General features: G+C 41.0%; 19 protein-coding genes and 1 pseudogene. 19 read left to right on the top strand and 1 reads right to left on the bottom strand.

The genetic code is table 11. The features are described from left to right. Positions 1-202: 202 nt before the first annotated feature. The 17 genes from trpE (at position 203) to ypjB (ending at position 16,153) form a co-directional block, all read left to right on the top strand. Positions 203-1,750 (top strand): anthranilate synthase component I, encoded by a 1,548-nt coding sequence (trpE, locus tag ACRRMM_RS01420; RefSeq protein ID WP_331831806.1) that lies wholly within the window; start codon positions 203-205, stop codon positions 1,748-1,750. Beyond that, positions 1,722-2,744, top strand: coding sequence for an anthranilate phosphoribosyltransferase (trpD, locus tag ACRRMM_RS01415; RefSeq protein ID WP_017359755.1), 1,023 nt, complete (start codon positions 1,722-1,724; stop codon positions 2,742-2,744). The genes trpE and trpD overlap by 29 nt, the downstream gene beginning before the upstream one ends. Beyond that, a complete protein-coding gene (trpC, locus tag ACRRMM_RS01410) occupies positions 2,737-3,489 on the top strand; it encodes an indole-3-glycerol phosphate synthase TrpC (protein WP_148779988.1) in 753 nt (250 codons plus the stop codon). The genes trpD and trpC overlap by 8 nt, the downstream gene beginning before the upstream one ends. After that, positions 3,486-4,154 carry a phosphoribosylanthranilate isomerase gene (locus tag ACRRMM_RS01405; RefSeq protein ID WP_148944378.1) on the top strand — a complete coding sequence of 223 codons (669 nt, stop codon included), beginning with the start codon at positions 3,486-3,488 and terminating at the stop codon, positions 4,152-4,154. The genes trpC and ACRRMM_RS01405 overlap by 4 nt, the downstream gene beginning before the upstream one ends. After that, a complete protein-coding gene (trpB, locus tag ACRRMM_RS01400) occupies positions 4,135-5,334 on the top strand; it encodes a tryptophan synthase subunit beta (protein ID WP_113747226.1) in 1,200 nt (399 codons plus the stop codon). Before ACRRMM_RS01405 ends, trpB begins: the two co-directional genes overlap by 20 nt. Beyond that, positions 5,331-6,134, top strand: coding sequence for a tryptophan synthase subunit alpha (gene trpA / locus ACRRMM_RS01395; protein ID WP_052320776.1), 804 nt, complete (start codon positions 5,331-5,333; stop codon positions 6,132-6,134). Before trpB ends, trpA begins: the two co-directional genes overlap by 4 nt. Before the next feature lie 11 nt (positions 6,135-6,145). Continuing rightward, positions 6,146-7,243 (top strand): histidinol-phosphate transaminase, encoded by a 1,098-nt coding sequence (hisC, locus tag ACRRMM_RS01390; RefSeq protein WP_108611135.1) that lies wholly within the window; start codon positions 6,146-6,148, stop codon positions 7,241-7,243. A 117-nt stretch (positions 7,244-7,360) separates the two neighbouring features. Continuing rightward, positions 7,361-8,476 carry a prephenate dehydrogenase gene (locus tag ACRRMM_RS01385; protein ID WP_045034315.1) on the top strand — a complete coding sequence of 372 codons (1,116 nt, stop codon included), beginning with the start codon at positions 7,361-7,363 and terminating at the stop codon, positions 8,474-8,476. Positions 8,477-8,486: 10 nt separating this feature from the next. Next, positions 8,487-9,773 (top strand): 3-phosphoshikimate 1-carboxyvinyltransferase, encoded by a 1,287-nt coding sequence (gene aroA / locus ACRRMM_RS01380; RefSeq protein ID WP_428828418.1) that lies wholly within the window; start codon positions 8,487-8,489, stop codon positions 9,771-9,773. Between the two features lie 289 nt (positions 9,774-10,062). After that, the gene (locus ACRRMM_RS01375) at positions 10,063-11,334 is read left to right on the top strand and encodes a tetratricopeptide repeat protein (RefSeq protein WP_017367499.1); all 1,272 of its coding nucleotides are present in this window, start codon (positions 10,063-10,065) and stop codon (positions 11,332-11,334) included. A 75-nt stretch (positions 11,335-11,409) separates the two neighbouring features. Continuing rightward, positions 11,410-11,949 (top strand): ReoY family proteolytic degradation factor, encoded by a 540-nt coding sequence (locus tag ACRRMM_RS01370; protein WP_008344562.1) that lies wholly within the window; start codon positions 11,410-11,412, stop codon positions 11,947-11,949. Positions 11,950-12,010: 61 nt separating this feature from the next. Further along, positions 12,011-12,448, top strand: a complete 438-nt coding sequence (locus ACRRMM_RS01365; protein ID WP_017367498.1) for a YpiF family protein — start codon at positions 12,011-12,013, stop codon at positions 12,446-12,448. Between the two features lie 144 nt (positions 12,449-12,592). Further along, positions 12,593-13,099 carry a ubiquinol-cytochrome c reductase iron-sulfur subunit gene (locus ACRRMM_RS01360; RefSeq protein ID WP_007500911.1) on the top strand — a complete coding sequence of 169 codons (507 nt, stop codon included), beginning with the start codon at positions 12,593-12,595 and terminating at the stop codon, positions 13,097-13,099. 2 nt (positions 13,100-13,101) lie between these two features. Beyond that, positions 13,102-13,776, top strand: a complete 675-nt coding sequence (qcrB, locus tag ACRRMM_RS01355; protein ID WP_003215804.1) for a menaquinol-cytochrome c reductase cytochrome b subunit — start codon at positions 13,102-13,104, stop codon at positions 13,774-13,776. Between the two features lie 41 nt (positions 13,777-13,817). Further along, on the top strand, positions 13,818-14,585 hold the full coding sequence (locus tag ACRRMM_RS01350; protein ID WP_008344567.1) for a menaquinol-cytochrome c reductase cytochrome b/c subunit: 768 nt from the start codon (positions 13,818-13,820) through the stop codon (positions 14,583-14,585). 102 nt (positions 14,586-14,687) lie between these two features. Then, a complete protein-coding gene (locus ACRRMM_RS01345; protein WP_268449638.1) occupies positions 14,688-15,281 on the top strand; it encodes a DUF1405 domain-containing protein in 594 nt (197 codons plus the stop codon). Positions 15,282-15,346: 65 nt separating this feature from the next. Continuing rightward, a complete protein-coding gene (gene ypjB, locus ACRRMM_RS01340; protein WP_148779982.1) occupies positions 15,347-16,153 on the top strand; it encodes a sporulation protein YpjB in 807 nt (268 codons plus the stop codon). 30 nt (positions 16,154-16,183) lie between these two features. Here the strand turns inward: ypjB and ACRRMM_RS01335 are convergent, their stop codons facing one another. Next, positions 16,184-17,056: a YitT family protein gene (locus ACRRMM_RS01335; RefSeq protein WP_003215598.1), complete on the bottom strand. Its 873-nt coding sequence runs from the start codon at positions 17,054-17,056 to the stop codon at positions 16,184-16,186. 137 nt (positions 17,057-17,193) lie between these two features. On the opposite strand from ACRRMM_RS01335, the gene ACRRMM_RS01330 reads away from it, so the two are divergent. Both ACRRMM_RS01330 and ACRRMM_RS01325 read left to right on the top strand, forming a co-directional pair. Continuing rightward, positions 17,194-17,529, top strand: coding sequence for a nucleotide pyrophosphohydrolase (locus ACRRMM_RS01330; protein ID WP_008344575.1), 336 nt, complete (start codon positions 17,194-17,196; stop codon positions 17,527-17,529). Between the two features lie 5 nt (positions 17,530-17,534). Beyond that, positions 17,535-17,733, top strand: a pseudogene (locus tag ACRRMM_RS01325) (4-hydroxy-tetrahydrodipicolinate reductase); the annotation flags it as partial.

Raw genomic sequence — 17,733 nt, 5'->3', positions numbered from 1 at the left:
GGTGTGAACGGCATTGCAAGCTTAGAGAAGATGAGAATGAGACTAGGGTAGTTGAGATGAGTAGAGTTGAGCAGAGATACGATACTTCTATTTAATCATACTGCCTAAAAGAGCGAAGCCTCTTTTAGGCTTATTTCGTATACTCAAACAAATCCTCAAGATGTCCCCTCATTCTCCTTAATTCCATTTAAGGAGTGTGCTTATGAAATCCCAATCAAACCTTACCCAATTTTTAAGAGACAGTCAGTTTTACAAAACCATCCCGATTGTTGAAACCATTACAGTTGATACGCTCTCACCCATTCAAATTGTTGAGAAACTGAAACAGGATATTGTGTATTTGCTAGAAAGCAAAGACGAATCTTCTAGCTGGTCGAGATATTCCTTTATCGGATTACATCCTTTTTTAACATTACATGACGAGCAAGACCATTATATTGCTCGTGACGCTGCAGGAAAGTCAGTGATGCAAAAAGCGGAGCTGAAAGAGTTGCTTGACTGGATGAAAGAGCAATATCAAATCAAGACACCTGAAATTGAGATCCCATTTACTGGCGGAGCCGTAGGGTACTTAAGTTACGACCTCATTCCAAACATTGAGCCGTCTGTTAAGCCGCATCCGAATGCATCAACAACAGATAATTGCACATTATTTGTTTGCCAAACAATGATCGCATTTGATCACGAAACAAACCAAGTTCATTTTATTCAGTACACGCAGCTGAACGGTCATGAAACAGAGGAAGAAAAAATTCTGGTTTATCAAGAAAATCAAAAGCAGCTTGAACTGATGATACAGCAGCTGCATACAAAAACTGATATGAAAGAATTGATTATCTCAGGGAATATGAATGAACCCCCTTCGTTTGAACAGGTGACGTCTACCTATGAAAAAGCAAAATTTTTAAAGGATGTCGAAAAAATCAAGGAGTATATTCGAGCGGGTGATATCTTCCAGGGTGTACTTTCTCAGCGTTTTGATATTCCAGTGACAGTGAGCTCATTTGAATTATATCGTGTGCTTCGGATCGTCAATCCATCACCGTATATGTATTTTATGAAATTAAAAGATCGAGACTTAGTCGGAAGCTCGCCAGAACGATTAATCCATGCGAAAAACGGTCACTTAGAAATCCATCCAATTGCTGGTACAAGAAAACGAGGAATGACAAAAGAAGAAGATGATGCACTAGCAAGAGAGTTGCTCGATGATGAAAAAGAAAAAGCAGAACATTACATGCTAGTGGATCTGGCTCGAAATGATGTGGGGCGTGTAGCAGAATACGGCAGTGTGTCTGTCCCAACTTTTACAAAAGTCGTGAACTTTTCGCACGTCATGCACATTATTTCTATTGTGACAGGGAAGCTGAAGCAGGATACACATCCAGTAGACGCGCTTATGTCCGCTTTTCCAGCAGGCACATTGACAGGCGCCCCAAAAATTAGGGCGATGCAATTATTAAACGAAATGGAGCCTGAGCCAAGAGAGACGTATGGCGGCTGTATTGCCTATATTGGTTTCGACGGCAATATCGATTCCTGTATTACCATTCGCACAATGAGCGTCAAACATCAGACTGCTTCAATACAAGCAGGTGCCGGCATTGTCGCTGATTCCGTTCCAGAAAACGAATGGGAAGAGACATGTAATAAGGCAGGAGCACTTCTAAAAGCCATTCAGCTTGCTGAACATATTTTCTCAGAAAAGGAGAGTGTGCCAAATGAATCAACGACTATCAGCTCTTGTTAATGGAGGAAAACTATCAGAAAAAGAAGCGAATGGCCTGATGCATGATATGATGAGCGGCTCGTTAACAGATGCTGAAGTCGCTGCTAGTCTATCTATTTTAGCGCATCGAGGAGAAACCGCTGAAGAAATGACAGGCTTCGTGAAAGCCATGAGGCAGCATGCAGCACCAGTAGAAAGGTCACTTGATGTCGTTGATACGTGCGGGACAGGAGGCGACGGTTTATCAACATTTAATATATCAACAGCCGCTGCCATCGTTGCTTCGGCTGCTGGGGCGAAAATCGCCAAGCACGGAAATCGTTCCGTCTCCTCTAAAAGCGGGAGTGCTGACGTGCTAGAATGTCTTGGTATTCAAATTCAATCCACACCTGAAGAAACAAGACGGCAAATACAGCAGAAAAACATGGGCTTTTTATTTGCACCGCTCTATCATTCTTCGATGAAACAAGTAGCCGCCGTACGCAAGCAGCTCGGATTTCGGACGGTATTTAACTTATTAGGACCGCTTTGCCACCCGATGCAGGCCAAAAAGCAAATCATCGGTGTGTATGCAAAGGAAAAGGCAAAGCTCATGGCGAAAGCTCTTGCTCCTTTAGAGCCAGAACATGTCCTGTTTGTTTGCGGAGATGATGGGCTGGATGAATTAACCATTACAGCAAATTCATACATCATTGAACTCAAAAAAGGTGTCATGACAGAATATACGTTAAACCCAGAAGACTTCGGACTTGAAAAAGGGCATTTATCAGACATTCAGGTCCAATCACCAGAAGAAAGCGCCAAATTGATTCAGAATATATTGAATTATCAAGCGGGTGGAGCACCGCTTCATATTACAGCGCTTAATGCTGGGGCCGCATTATATGTGGCAGGAAAAGCAGAGAGTCTGATGGCAGGAACAATGAAAGCATTAGAAACGATCAAAAACGGATCAGCTAAAGAACAATTAGCCCGTCTAAAACAAAAAACGAAAGAGGAAGAGATCTATGCTTAATCAAATTATCGCCCGTAAAAAAGAACATGTGAAAACCTTGCAATTACCTGAGGATGGACATTATGAAAGACGATCATTTAAAGAATCCCTTATGAATCCTCACCGCTCGATTGGACTGATTGCTGAGGTGAAAAAAGCGTCTCCTTCCAAAGGAATCATTCAGCCTCATTTTGATCCTTTACAGACAGCAAAAGCATACGAAGCATCAAATGCAGATTGTTTATCTGTCTTAACGGATGAACCGTTTTTCCAAGGGAAAAACGAATATTTGTCTCTTATTAAAGAACACATCACACGTCCTATTCTAAGAAAAGATTTCATTATTGACTCTATACAAGTAGAAGAATCGAAACGGATAGGGGCAGATGCCATTTTATTAATTGGAGAGGTGCTTGAGCCGCAAAAGCTGTATGAGCTCTATACAGAAGCGAAAGAAAAAGGACTGGATGTCCTCGTTGAAGTACATGCAGCACATACACTAGAAAAGATCTTACACCTATTCACTCCTGAGATCATCGGTGTGAACAACCGGAATCTCAATACGTTTACAACAACAGTTGAACAAACAAAAGAGATCGCGCCACTTGTTCCAAAAGACGTATTACTAGTAAGTGAAAGCGGCATAAAGACATTTGATGATCTGACCTTTGTGAAACAGCACGGAGCAAACGCCGTTCTTGTTGGTGAATCTTTAATGAGGGAACAATCACAGGAGAAAGCCGTTCAGGCATTGTTCGGAGAATGAATAGGATGAAACCTTATTTAAAATATTGCGGGGCTGTCTCACAAGAGGATGTCGCATGCATCTCGCAATCACAAGCGGATGCCATCGGTTTTATTTTTGCCCCGAGTAAAAGACGAGTTCATCCAGATCAAGTGAAACACTGGCTGTCACAAGTAAAATGCAAAAAAGAGATAGTGGGCGTATTTGTGAATGAAAAAACACCAAAAGTGTGCGAGATCACAAACAACCTCCCCTTAGATATTGTGCAGCTCCATGGCGATGAGACGCCAGAAGTTGCAAATGACATCAAACAGCAAACGAAGGCTCTCGTTTGGAAAGTGTTCCATCACGAGCCCGATGTAAACGACACACTTGAACATATGACGGCATTCGCTCCAAGTGTCGACGGTTTTCTCATTGATGCGAAAGTGAAAGGAATGAGAGGCGGTTCTGGAACAGCTTTTGCATGGGAGGCAGTGCCTTCATATGTTCAGCATGCAAAACAACTGGGGAAAACTTGCGCCATTGCTGGCGGGATCACGCCAGACACCATAACAGATCTGCTTGCTTTTGGTCCAGACGCCATAGACCTTTCAAGCGGTATAGAAGAAAACGGGAAGAAAAGCAGTACAAAGATGAAAGCGCTCGAAGAAAGGATGTTGAACCATGTACGCATATCCAAATGAGATTGGCAGATATGGAGAATTTGGAGGGAAATTCGTTCCTGAAACGCTCATGCAGCCACTAGAAGAGATCGAACAAGCTTTTCGTGAATTAAAAGAAGACCCTGCTTTTCAAAAGGAATATATATCGCTTTTGAAAAACTATTCAGGCAGACCAACTGCACTCACATACGCTGATCAATTATCGGCATATCTCGGCGGTGCTAAAATCTATTTAAAAAGAGAAGATTTAAACCATACAGGCGCTCATAAAATTAACAATGCGCTTGGGCAGGCACTGCTAGCGAAAAAAATGGGGAAATCAAATATCATCGCCGAAACAGGAGCAGGTCAGCACGGTGTAGCTGCTGCAACAGTGGCGGCAAAATTCGGTTTATCCTGCACTGTATTTATGGGAAAAGAAGATGTGGAAAGACAATCACTCAATGTGTTCCGAATGAAACTACTCGGCGCTGAAGTCATGCCTGTTACTAGCGGGAACGGAACATTAAAGGATGCAACCAATGAAGCCATCCGCTATTGGGTCCAGCATTGCAGTGACCACTTTTATATGATCGGCTCAGTCGTTGGACCTCATCCGTATCCTCAAATCGTCAGTGAATTTCAGCGGATGATCGGAGATGAGGCAAAAGCACAGATACTTGAAAAGGAAGGGCAGCTTCCTCATAAAGTCGTTGCCTGTGTTGGCGGCGGAAGCAATGCGATAGGAATGTACCGGGCGTTCTTAGATGAAGAGGTCGATATCATTGGTGTAGAAGCTGCTGGGAAAGGAATCGACACTCCGCTTCATGCAGCAACCATCACGAAAGGGACAAAAGGTGTCATACATGGATCTTTGACATACTTGATCCAAGACGAATTTGGTCAAATTATTGAGCCCTATTCCATTTCAGCTGGATTAGACTATCCGGGGATCGGGCCAGAGCATGCGTACTTGCATGCGAGCGGCCGGGTTCAATATGTGAGTGCGACAGATCAAGAAGCACTAGATGCGTTAAAGCTGCTCACAGAAAAAGAAGGAATCCTGCCAGCGATCGAATCTGCACATGCTTTAGCAAAAGCGTTTGAGATGAGCCAGAACATGAGTGAAGACGACATTGTTCTTGTCTGCTTGTCAGGCAGAGGAGATAAGGACGTGCATACATTAATGAATGTGCTTGAAAGTGAGGGTGAAACAAAATGATCACATTTCAATTAGAACAAGGTCAGAAATTATTTATTCCATTTATTACAGCGGGTGATCCATCAGAAGAGATCACCATTGATTTAGCCCTCGCGCTTCAAGCAGCAGGGGCACATGCGATTGAACTAGGTGTGCCGTATTCCGATCCGTTAGCGGACGGCCCTGTCATTCAAAGAGCTTCTAAAAGAGCACTTCATCATGGTATGAATATCGTAAAAGCGATAGAATTAGCAGGAAAGATGAAAAAAAACGGCGTAAAAATTCCTGTAATTCTATTTACGTATTATAATCCTGTGTTACAATTAGACACAGAATACTTTTTCGCTTTACTGCGCAAAAATCATATTTCGGGACTCTTAACACCCGACTTGCCTTTTGAAGAGAGCAGCGAGCTACAGAAGAACTGTCAAGCACACGACATTTCATATATATCACTCGTTGCACCAACAAGTAAGGAACGATTAGAAAAAATTGTAGAGCAGGCAGAAGGTTTTGTGTATTGTGTTTCATCTCTCGGCGTCACAGGTGTCAGACAATCTTTCGACGCATCGATTACAGATTTTATTCAACAAGTGAAAGAGCTGAGTCAAATACCAGTTGCTGTAGGTTTTGGTATTTCAACAAGAGAACAAGTAGACTCAATGAATAAAATGAGTGATGGTGTCGTTGTCGGCAGTGCGCTTGTCAAAAAAATTGAAGAGCTTCAAGAACAATTAGTAGCAAGTGATACACGCCAAGAGGCTTTAAGAGAATTTGAAACATATGCAAAAACATTTAGTCCCCTCTATTCATTCAAATGAGGTGAAACATTTTGCAAATCAAAGATCAATTAAAACAGCTAAAACCGTATCAACCTGGTAAACCAATTGAAGAGGTCAAAAAAGAATATCAATTAGACAAAATTGTGAAATTGGCTTCAAATGAAAACCCTTTTGGATGTTCCACACATGCAAGAGAGGCCATACAAGCTGAACTTGAACATTTAGCGATTTATCCAGACGGATACAGCGCAAGTTTAAGAACGGAACTGGCTGAGTTTCTTCAAGTAAATGAAAAACAATTAATATTCGGGAATGGCTCAGATGAACTTGTGCAAATTATTGCTAGGGCATTCCTTGATCAACATACAAATACGGTGATCCCATCTCCGTCATTCCCGCAATACCGTCACAATGCAGTAATTGAGCATGCAGAGATTAGAGAAGTACCACTTCTAAATGGTGGAGCTCATGATCTAAAGGGAATGCTGGATGCGATGGATGACAACACAAAAGTCGTTTGGGTGTGTAACCCGAACAATCCGACAGGAAATCATTTGTCAGAATCTGAGCTCGTATCGTTTTTAGATCAAGTGCCTGCTCACGTGCTTGTCGTTCTAGATGAAGCATATTTTGAATATGTTCGCGCGGAAGACTTTCCGAACAGTTTATCTCTATTAAAAGCCTATCAAAATGTCATTGTATTGCGCACATTCTCTAAAGCATATGGACTTGCGGCACTTCGAGTAGGTTATGGGGTTGCTTCAGAGGAATTGATTACCGCCATTGAACCTGCGAGAGAGCCCTTTAATACAAGTCGTATCGCTCAGGCAGCTGCACGTGCAGCCATTAAAGATCAAGACTTCATTCAATCGTGCAGACAAAAAAATGAAGCAGGTCTCAAACAATATCAAGAATTTGCAGACCGTTTTGGATTATTTATCTATCCATCTCAAACAAACTTTGTGCTGATTGATTTTAAAAGAGATGCAGATGAGTTGTTCAATGCACTTTTGAAAAAGGGCTACATCGTTCGATCTGGTCAAGCTCTCGGATTCCCAACTTCTTTACGTATTACTGTTGGAACAATGGAGCAAAATGAAGAAATCCTAACTACACTTGCCGATTTATTACAAGGCATTCGTGCGTAGCATAACAATGAAGTCATATCCTGTTTATGGGATATGGCTTTCGTTGTAACTCATCCAATATACATATAAGCTATTGAAACAGCTTGTTTAATTTTCGCGAAAAATCAGGTGATGAACATGAATGAAGCAAACGAAACCATATTAATCGCTGGGCTCGGTTTAATTGGTGGTTCTATTGCACTGTCGATTAAAAAAGAATTTCCACATAAAAAAATTGTAGGCTATGATGTCTCTAAAGAACAAATGATTGCTGCAACAAAACTAGGAATCATCGACGCGACTGCCGAGTCCTTGATGGAAGGCTTAAAAGCATCAGCAACGATTATTTTGGCAACGCCAGTACAACAAACCGTCAAAATGTTAAGTGATATTGCGGCATCTGGAATTGAAAGAGAGCTCACGATTACGGATGTAGGGAGCACAAAGCAAAAGGTCGTTCACTTTGCTGAAAAAACGTTGCCTGATCATTACCAATTTATTGGCGGGCATCCGATGGCAGGATCTCATAAGTCAGGTGTCATTGCAGCGAAAGACTTTTTATTTGAAAATGCATTCTACATTTTAACGCCAGCAAAGGTAACAAGTCGTCAGGCTGTTGACCGTTTGAAGGATCTACTGAAGGGAACCAATGCTCATTTCATTGAAATGACACCCGAAGAACATGATGCTGTGACAAGTGTGATTAGTCACTTTCCACATATCGTCGCTGCCAGTCTTGTGCATCAAGCGCATCATTTTGAAGAAGAATTTCCTCTTGTAAAACGGTTTGCTGCTGGAGGCTTTCGAGATATTACCCGTATTGCATCAAGTAATCCTGCAATGTGGCGCGATATCCTTTTGCACAATAAAAACAAGATTTTAGACCGATTTCATGAATGGAAAAAAGAGATTGACCGCATTGAATCCTTTGTGCAACAAGAAGATGCTGAGGGGTTATTCTCTTATTTCCAAGAGGCCAAGGAATATCGCGACGGCCTGCCTCTGAGGAAAAAAGGAGCTATCCCTGCTTTTTATGATCTTTATGTCGATGTGCCGGATCATCCTGGTGTTATTTCGGAAATTACAGGATATCTAGCAAATGAAAACATCAGTATTACAAATATCCGTATTATTGAAACGCGAGAAGACATTAACGGGATTTTACGCATTAGTTTTCAAACAGATGACGATCGAAAGCGGGCAGAACTCTGTATAAAAAATAGAGCAAATTACGATACATTTTATGCTGATTGAGGTGAGGAAGATGAAAATTCATAAAAGTGCTCCTATGAATGGAGAAATTCATATTCCAGGAGATAAATCCATTTCTCATAGATCTGTGATGTTTGGCGCTATTGCTGACGGGACTACAGTAGTAAAAAACTTTCTTCCTGGCGCTGATTGTTTAAGCACGATTGATTGTTTTAGAAAAATGGGTGTCGACATCGAACAAAGAGGTACAGATGTTGTCATTCATGGTAAGGGATTAAAAGGACTTAAAGAGCCGAGTGATATTCTCGATGTCGGTAACTCTGGCACGACCATTCGTTTAATGATGGGAATCTTGGCTGGCTGTGAGTTCCACAGTACGCTGATCGGAGATGAAAGTATTGCCAAAAGACCGATGAAACGGGTAACAGGTCCGCTAAGACAATTAGGAGCCAAGATAGATGGCAGAGCAAGTGGCGAGTATACACCGCTTTCTATACGTGGGGGCAATTTAAAAGCTATCTCTTATGAGTCTCCGGTTGCAAGTGCGCAAATTAAATCGGCTGTCCTTTTAGCTGGACTGCAGGCAGAAGGAACAACGACGTTAACTGAACCGCATAAATCAAGAGACCATACCGAAAGAATGTTATCAATGTTTGGGGTCTCGCTACATGAAGATGCACAAAGTGTTTCAATTGAAGGTGGACAAACGTTAAAAGCAACAGATGTATTTGTCCCTGGAGATATTTCTTCAGCTGCATTTTTCTTAGTGGCTGGATCTATCGTTCCAAACAGCCGGATTGTATTGAGAAATGTCGGTTTGAACAAAACGAGAACTGGTATTATAGATGTGCTAAAACAAATGGGTGCAGACCTCGACATTCAAGAAGTGGATGCTAAAGGCGGAGAACCGTACGGTGATTTAACGATCTCTACCTCTTCATTAAAAGGGATCGACATTTCAGGTGATATGATCTCTAGACTGATCGACGAAATTCCTATTATTGCGCTCCTAGCTACTCAAGCAGAAGGAACAACGATCATTAAAGATGCCGCTGAATTAAAAGTGAAAGAAACCAATCGTATTGATACAGTCGTTTCAGAACTTAAAAAACTAGGTGCTCATATTGAAGCAACAGATGATGGAATGAAGATTCATGGTAAAACGAGCCTTAAAGGCGGCGCAGTCGTCTCAAGCTACGGAGATCATCGAATTGGTATGATGTTAGGAATTGCGGCATGTATAACAGAGCAAGCAATCGAGATTGAAGATACAGATGCAGTACGTGTATCTTACCCAAATTTCTTTGAACACATTGAATACTTAACGCAAACAGTCTGAGGATTTCCTCAGGCTTTTTCTTTCCTTTTGCATATTTGAAAGAACTATAGCATAGCTTGTCTCAAGGTGAAACCTTGAAAAAGAGCATTTTGCTGATTCAAAAACAATTTTTTAGCGTATTCGGTTTACAAATCGTCAGTTTAGTAAAGTATTGATTGAAAAAGAGTCTTCAAAACACAAAAATGGCTTCATGTTAAAAGAGCAACATATTTGCTGGATATGCAGCTGTCGATTATGATATGAAGTAACAACAGTTTAGGTTTTTGGAAACAGAAAGGAACGGTTTGATTTGAATAGTTCATTACAAGAAGCCATAAAATTAGTTGAGGCGGGTGAGACTGAAAAGGGACTCCAAACACTTGCTCAAGCAGAGAAGCATCTTCATGATGAAGAAAAAGCGCAGGCAGCTCAGTTATATTATGACTGGGGAGATATTGACAAAGCACGGAATCTCATTAGTGATTTACATGATTTATATCCAGAAGAAACAGGATTAACTTGTTTTTATGCAGAGCTGTTAATTGACTCTGATGAAGAAGAGAAGGCAATAGCAGTTCTTGAAACGATTCCTGAAGATGACGATGCGTATCCAGAGAGTTTATTGTTAATGGCAGATTTGTATCAAATGCAAGGACTATTTGAAGTCAGTGAACAAAAGCTTTTAAAAGCGAAAGAGTTACTACCTCATGAAGCCGTCATTAATTTTGCTTTAGGGGAATTGTATTTTTCTCAAGGTCTTTCAAAGAAAGCAGCCGACTATTTCTACAAAGTGGCCGATCAACAAAATGAAATTGGTGGTGTCAATGTATATCAGCGGCTCGCTGAATCATTAAGCACAGCTGGAGAATTTGAAGATGCCCTTGAATGGTATGAAAAGGCTGTAAAGGATCAAGTGGATCCAAATACACTTTTCGGCTACGGATTTACAGCGATGAGGGCTGGCAGAACGAAAACGGCTATTCAGCAGCTTTCTGAACTAAAAGATATTGATCCTTCGTATTCGTCACTTTATATGCCTTTAGCTAAAAGCTATGAGGAAGAAGGACTATATCATGAAGCTTTAGAGATAGTAAAAGAAGGAATTAAAGTGGATGAGTATAACAAAGAGTTATATTTATATGGGGCAAAGATTGATTTGAAAAATGGCCATTCGGAAGATGCGAAAAAATTGCTTCAAGAAGCACTTGCTCTTGATCCAGGATATATTGAAGCGGTTCAAACGCTGCTTGCGATCTATTTAAATGAAGAGCTGTTTGATGAAATTCTGGATGTGATTAAAGAGGTTAAAAGCTTTGGGGAAGAAGATCCAAAATGGAATTGGTATGCTGCTTCTGCTTCTGTCGGACGAGAAGAATACGATGAAGCCGCTGAGTATTTCAAACTTGCTCTGCCTGATTTTGATGAGGAACGTGACTTTTTATATGAATATGCTTCGTTCCTTTTAGAAGAAGGCAGACAAAAAGAAGCCTTGCCGTTATTACGAAAAGTTCTTCAGAAAGATGGCACGAATGAAGAAATTGAAGAAACGATTTTAAGAATTGAAGACGAAATTTCCTTATAGTTTGCAGGAATGAAGAACTGGTTTGTTGAATAATTCATGTATAGCAATTTAATTTACGATAGAGGAGGGAATAACATGCAGACCCCTGTTTCTGTCAATGAAAAGAAGGAATTTATCCGGTGGTTCTTAAACCATTATCAGTTAAAGCGAAGAGAGTGTGTTTGGATATTAAATTATTTAATGAGTCACGACTCTTTGATGGAAAAGGTTCATTTTGTAGAGCAAGCAGAATTTTGCCCAAGGGGAATTATTATGTCAACACACTGTGTGGATGAAGTTCCCTTTAGATTTTATAAAGAAAATATCATGACGACAGATGCAGAAAAATCATTTCATGATATTCGTTTGAATAAACAGCAAGATTTGTTTATTCAATTGAATTTCCGATCTGCATATCGTTCGCCGGAATATGCCGCTGTACTTGAAACAAATCCTCATATTCCTAAAGATCTTTATGAAAATGAAAAAGATAAAGATCTTGCTGAGAAAGTGCTAGAGCATTCTATTGCTACTTTCCAAAAAGAACGGCTGATGAAAGAAATCGATGAAGCGCTTGACCGTCATGATCAAGAAACATTTAATAAGTTAGCAAAAGAATTAAGCCTATTATCATAAACCAAGCCAATAAGCCTTGCCCTATACAGGCAGGGCTTATGTGATGAAAGAGGGGAACTAGATGAAGTTTCAGTCGGAGGACGCGGATCTCTTTTTACAATCTAAAGATTACATTGATACCGCTATCATTCCATTAGTTGGGATAGATGCAAGCCATATCAAACAAACCGTGTCTTTAGGTGAGTTTACAATGCTTGTGGCAGAGGATCTTGAAAGGCAACTGAAAGGCAGAGTGTTTCTTTTTCCTCCACATACATATTTAGAAGTAAAGCAAGAAGACATACTTGCAGTAAAACAATCATTGCAAGAACATTTTCAGCATGTTGTGTTTATCACATCTGATACCAAATGGAAAGAACAGCTAGAAGTGAGCGAATCGGCATTTATATTGCAGTCTGTTCCGCTTGAGCATTTAAAGGTCAATTTAAAGCAAAAAGTCATTCAAGACAGTGTAGAACAAATTTTGAACTTTTTGTTACAAAAATGGAACCCTTCATAAAAACCCTTACATTTGCATTGTACATAGCTTTTTAGGCTGTTGACCTTGTGAATAGATTGATATATTATGAGGGTGTCCTAGTTTTATGAAATTTTTTCTAATTCAGTTATAAAGTAGCTGACGACCTGAGGGGGGGAGAAAAAAATGAGCGAGAAGAGACATGGAGTGTCCAGGCGTCAATTTTTGAATTACACGTTGACCGGCGTGGGGGGATTTATGGCCGCTGGAATGCTCATGCCTATGGTTCGCTTTGCGCTTGACCCTGTGCTAAAAGGAACAGAGGATCAGGATATGGTTCAAGTTGTCAGTGTAGATGAACTGACAAAAGAACCGAAGCGCTTTGACTTTAAAATTGATCAAGTAGATGCATGGTATGAGTCAAAGGAATCTAGGTCTGCATGGGTGTACAAAGAAGGGGATGAAATTGTCGCTTTATCGCCAATCTGTAAACATTTGGGATGTACAGTGAACTGGAACAGTGATCCGAAAAATCCAAACAAATTTTTCTGCCCATGCCATTATGGGCTGTACGACAAGGATGGTACAAACGTACCCGGAACTCCACCGCTTGCACCGCTTGATCATTATAAGCAGCAAGTGAAGGACGGATACCTCTATCTTGGAAAAGCTGTGCCGAAAGGGGAAGGGTAACGATGCTTAACAAGATTTACGATTGGGTAGATGAGCGGCTGGACATCACACCGATATGGAGAGACATTGCGGATCATGAAGTGCCTGAGCACGTCAATCCAGCACATCATTTCTCTGCTTTTGTGTATTGTTTTGGCGGTTTAACGTTTTTTGTGACGGTCATTCAAGTCCTTTCGGGCATGTTTTTAACGATGTATTATGTACCGGATATTAAAAACGCATGGGAATCTGTCTATTATTTGCAAAATGAAGTGGCATTCGGACAGATTGTAAGAGGGATGCACCACTGGGGTGCGAGTCTAGTCATTGTTATGATGTTTTTACATACGCTGAGGGTCTTTTTCCAAGGGGCGTATAAAAAGCCTAGAGAGCTAAACTGGATTGTCGGTGTGCTCATTTTCTTTGTGATGCTTGGACTTGGTTTTACAGGATATCTTTTACCGTGGGATATGAAGGCGCTATTTGCGACGAAGGTTGGTCTTCAAATTGCAGAGGCGACACCTTTCATTGGGAAAGAGATTAAAACGCTGCTTGCAGGTCATCCTGACATTGTAGGTGCACAAACGCTGACGAGATTTTTCGCTATCCATGTCTTTTTCTTGCCAGCGGCATTATTTGGGCTGATGGCTGCCCACTTTATTATGATTCGTAAGCAAGGAATTTCTGGACCGCTGTAAAATTTTGCGTTTGATGAATGTTCAATGAGGAGGGGATGACTTTGCATAGGGGAAAAGGGATGAAGTTTGTCGGAGATTCCAGAATACCGGCAGAAAGAAAACCTAACATACCTAAAGACTATTCCGAATATCCGGGAAAAACCGAAGCCTTTTGGCCGAACTTTCTTTTAAAGGAATGGCTTGTAGGTGCTGTTTTTTTAATTGGATTTCTTGTCCTAACTGTTGTTCATGCACCTCCGCTTGAGCGGATGGCTGATCCGACAGATACGGGCTATATTCCGCTGCCAGACTGGTATTTCCTATTTTTGTACCAGTTGTTAAAATATGAGTTTGCTGCAGGGAGCTATACGGTAGTTGGCGCAATGATTATGCCTGGAATTGCGTTTGGTGCTCTTTTACTCGCACCATTTCTTGATTCTGGTCCTGAACGCAGGCCATATCGAAGACCAATTGCAGTTGGGATGATGATTCTTGCAGTTGGTGCAGCAACCTATTTAACATGGGAATCTGTTGCTACTCATGACTGGGAAGCAGCAGCGAAGCAAGGTGAAATCAAGAAAGAAGCAGAGATTGATACCTCAGCTGAAGAGTATAAAATCTATCAAGAGCAGACATGTATCTCCTGTCACGGAGATAATATGCAAGGCGGGGCAGCTGGACCGTCACTTGTTGACAATGGTTTAGCACCAGAGGAAATTGCGAAAATCGCTGTAGAAGGTAAAGGCAACATGCCTAAGGGCATTTTTAAAGGCAGCGATGAAGAACTTGAAAAGCTCTCGAAATATTTATCTGAGGTCAAATCTAAATAATTCAGTTGTTTAAATGCAAGTACAAGGATATACTCAAAAGGAGAAAAAAGCTGGCGCTGTCAGCTTTTTTCTGATTTTAACAGATCGTGAGTGAAGAGAAATATGAGATGGATTCAATATCTGCTAGCCACACGCTACATGCTTGTGCTGGTGCTCATTGTCAACTTTCTTGGCACTGTGTACGGCTACTACTGGTATATCCCGCAGCTCGTTGAGACGCCGGCTATCTTTTTACCTTTTGTACCGGACAGTCCGACGGCAAGCTTTTTCTTTTTATTTGTATTACTAGCCTTTCTAATGAAACGCCATGCTCCTTATTTTGAAGCACTGGCCCTTGTCACCTTGATCAAATATGGATTATGGGCTGTAGGGATGAATCTTTTCGTGCTCGTTTCTGTTGATGATTTTCCGTGGGAAGGATATATGCTAATTGGTTCGCACTTTGCGATGGCGGTACAGGCTGTGTTATTTGCGCCGTATTATCGTTTTCACATGCGTCATTTGGCTGTAGCAGGCATATGGATTTTACATAATGATGTGATTGATTATGTATTTGGAATGATGCCGCGTTATTCTATGCTTTCTGCCTATTCAAATGAGATCGGCTACGTGACGTTTTGGTTAAGTATTGCCGTTCTTCTTGTTTCGTATTATCTTGTCATCTCGAAAAAATCGGTCAAGCTTGAACTCCCTTAACAATGTTGGTCTAACCTTGTCCTTTTCTTCATACGCTGTATGGAGAAAGGCTAGGAGGGACTTGCATGAAACGAAAGTCAATCGCGATGATTCTATTATTATTTCTCGTCTTGCATCCAGCTGCTGTAAAAGGTGAGGAAACAACAGCTGCTAAAGCGCTGCAAGAATTAACGGAACTATCAGATTCAATCTTTCAATTAACGAGACAAGCTAAATATGATGAGGCATTACAAGTTGCATTGTATGCTGAAAAGACATTTAAAGCTGAGAATTGGCGTGGAACTCTGACGAATACGCAGGTTCGGCAAATTACACTTGGCTATCAAGATATCATTAAAGGACTCCCGCAGGAAGACTTAAATGAGCGCGAAAAACTTCGGTATGCCTCTCAGTTTAGAATGCTTCTCGATGCGATACAATCAAATTCAGAACCTCTTTGGGGATCTCTCGAGAAGCCGATTATGGGGTCTTTTCCGACATTAAAGAAAGAAGTAAAAGATCCAGAATCGACGACGTTCTATGAAACTTGGAATGAGCTGGTTTCATTGTATGATATGATTTATCCGAGTTTAACCATTGATATCTCGCCTGAAAAGCTGCAAACGATTAAGCAGCACATGGAAGTAATTGAACAAGGTGAATTTTTAAAAGCATCTAGTGGGACAAAGCTTGAGCGTCTCACGAAACTCGAAGAAGATTTATCAAGTGTGTTTGCGAACGTTGATCAAGATGAAGCGGATCCATCGCTTTTATGGGTCATTTTAACAACAGGAAGTATGATTTTACTCACTTTAACGTATGTTGGGTTTAGGAAATACCGTGCTGAAAAAGAAAAAAAGCAAAAGCGACAAGCCGATTATCCAAAGTCATAAAAAAAGAAGCACCGTTATCGGGCTTCTTTTTTAGTGGGGATTGAGCGGCTTTTTATGTTCATCTAATGTGAAGCCTTCACCAAGTACGTCATGCACGTCACTCACTGATACAAAGGCATGAGGATCGACGGAAGTTACGACGCTCTTGAGGTGGACAAGCTCATTTTTTGGAACGACGCAGTAAAGAACGTTGCGTTCCTGTTTCGTATAGGAGCCGACACCCTTTAAAATGGTCACTCCGCGCTCCATTTCCTCTGTGATTTTCTTTTGAATGATGTCATCCTTTTCAGAAATAATCATCGCTCCTTTGGCAGCGTATGCGCCTTCTTGCATGAAATCGATGACTTTTGCAGCAACAAATACGGCAACAAGTGTATACATGGCTTCTTTGTAATTTAAATAGGTGAGAGAGATGGTAATGACGCACGCGTCGAAGATAAACATCGTTCTTCCCATTGCGACTTGATAATGTTTGTTGATCAGTCTTGCAATAATGTCCACGCCGCCTGTTGTCCCGCCGAATTTAAAGATGATTCCGAGGCCTGTTCCGATAAACACACCTGCAAAAAGTGCGGCTAAGGCTAAATCGTGCTGAAGAGGCATATGTATTTGAAAGCGCTGGAAGATGGCTAGAAAGACAGAAAGACTGACGGTTCCGACAATTGTATATGTAAACATGGTTCTGCCAAGCATTTTCCAGCCGATAAAAAAGATCGGAATGTTTAACACAAGGTTTGAAATAGATGGGTCAATGTGAAATAGAAAATATAAAAGCAGTGTGATACCTGTAAATCCGCCTTCCGCCAAGTTGTTCTGCATATTAAAATGAACAAGGCCGAAAGAAAAAATCGCAGATCCTATTAAAATAAATACGATATTTTTAAGACGAATTTCTTTTAGCAAAAGATCACTCCTTTTTTTGCTTAGACAGCGATAATATTATATGGTATGGAAGAGAAACAAGCAAACTGAGTTTTAAACATTTGTCAAATATTTATGATTTCGCTAACATGTAAGAGATGGATAGGAGGATGAGCTTCATGACGAATGAAAAAACGCTGCGTCACGTGCAGCAAGAAGTCGATGATTACATAGGACAATTTAAAGAAGGCTATTTCAGCCCGCTTGCCATGATGGCCCGTCTGACAGAAGAATTAGGTGAGCTGGCAAGAGAGGTTAACCATTACTATGGAGAAAAGCCGAAAAAAACAACGGAAACAGAGAAAAGCATGGAAGAAGAAATTGGTGATGTGCTGTTTGTGTTAACATGCCTTGCCAATTCACTCAATATATCACTTGAAGAAGCCCATGATCGTGTGATGCATAAATTCAATACAAGAGACAAAGACCGCTGGACGAAAAAAGAAGGGAAGTAGAGAAGATGACGAATCAAACCATCAAAGTTGTAATCGCTGGAGCAAGAGGAAGAATGGGGATAGAGGCTGTCAAGCTGGCAGAAGAAACAAGCCATTTTGAACTAGTAGCAGCACTTGATCACACACATGAGGGGAAAAAGCTATCTGATGTGCTTCATACAACATCTGATGCGCCCATTTATACGGATATTGACGTGTGTCTTT

Origin of the sequence: Bacillus sp. XT-4, from assembly GCF_050864245.1 — a bacterium.
Lineage (GTDB): Bacteria > Bacillota > Bacilli > Bacillales > Bacillaceae > Bacillus > Bacillus altitudinis.
The sequence above is the reverse complement of the archived record's forward strand: the minus strand, read 5'-3'. Positions and strand labels throughout refer to the sequence as shown.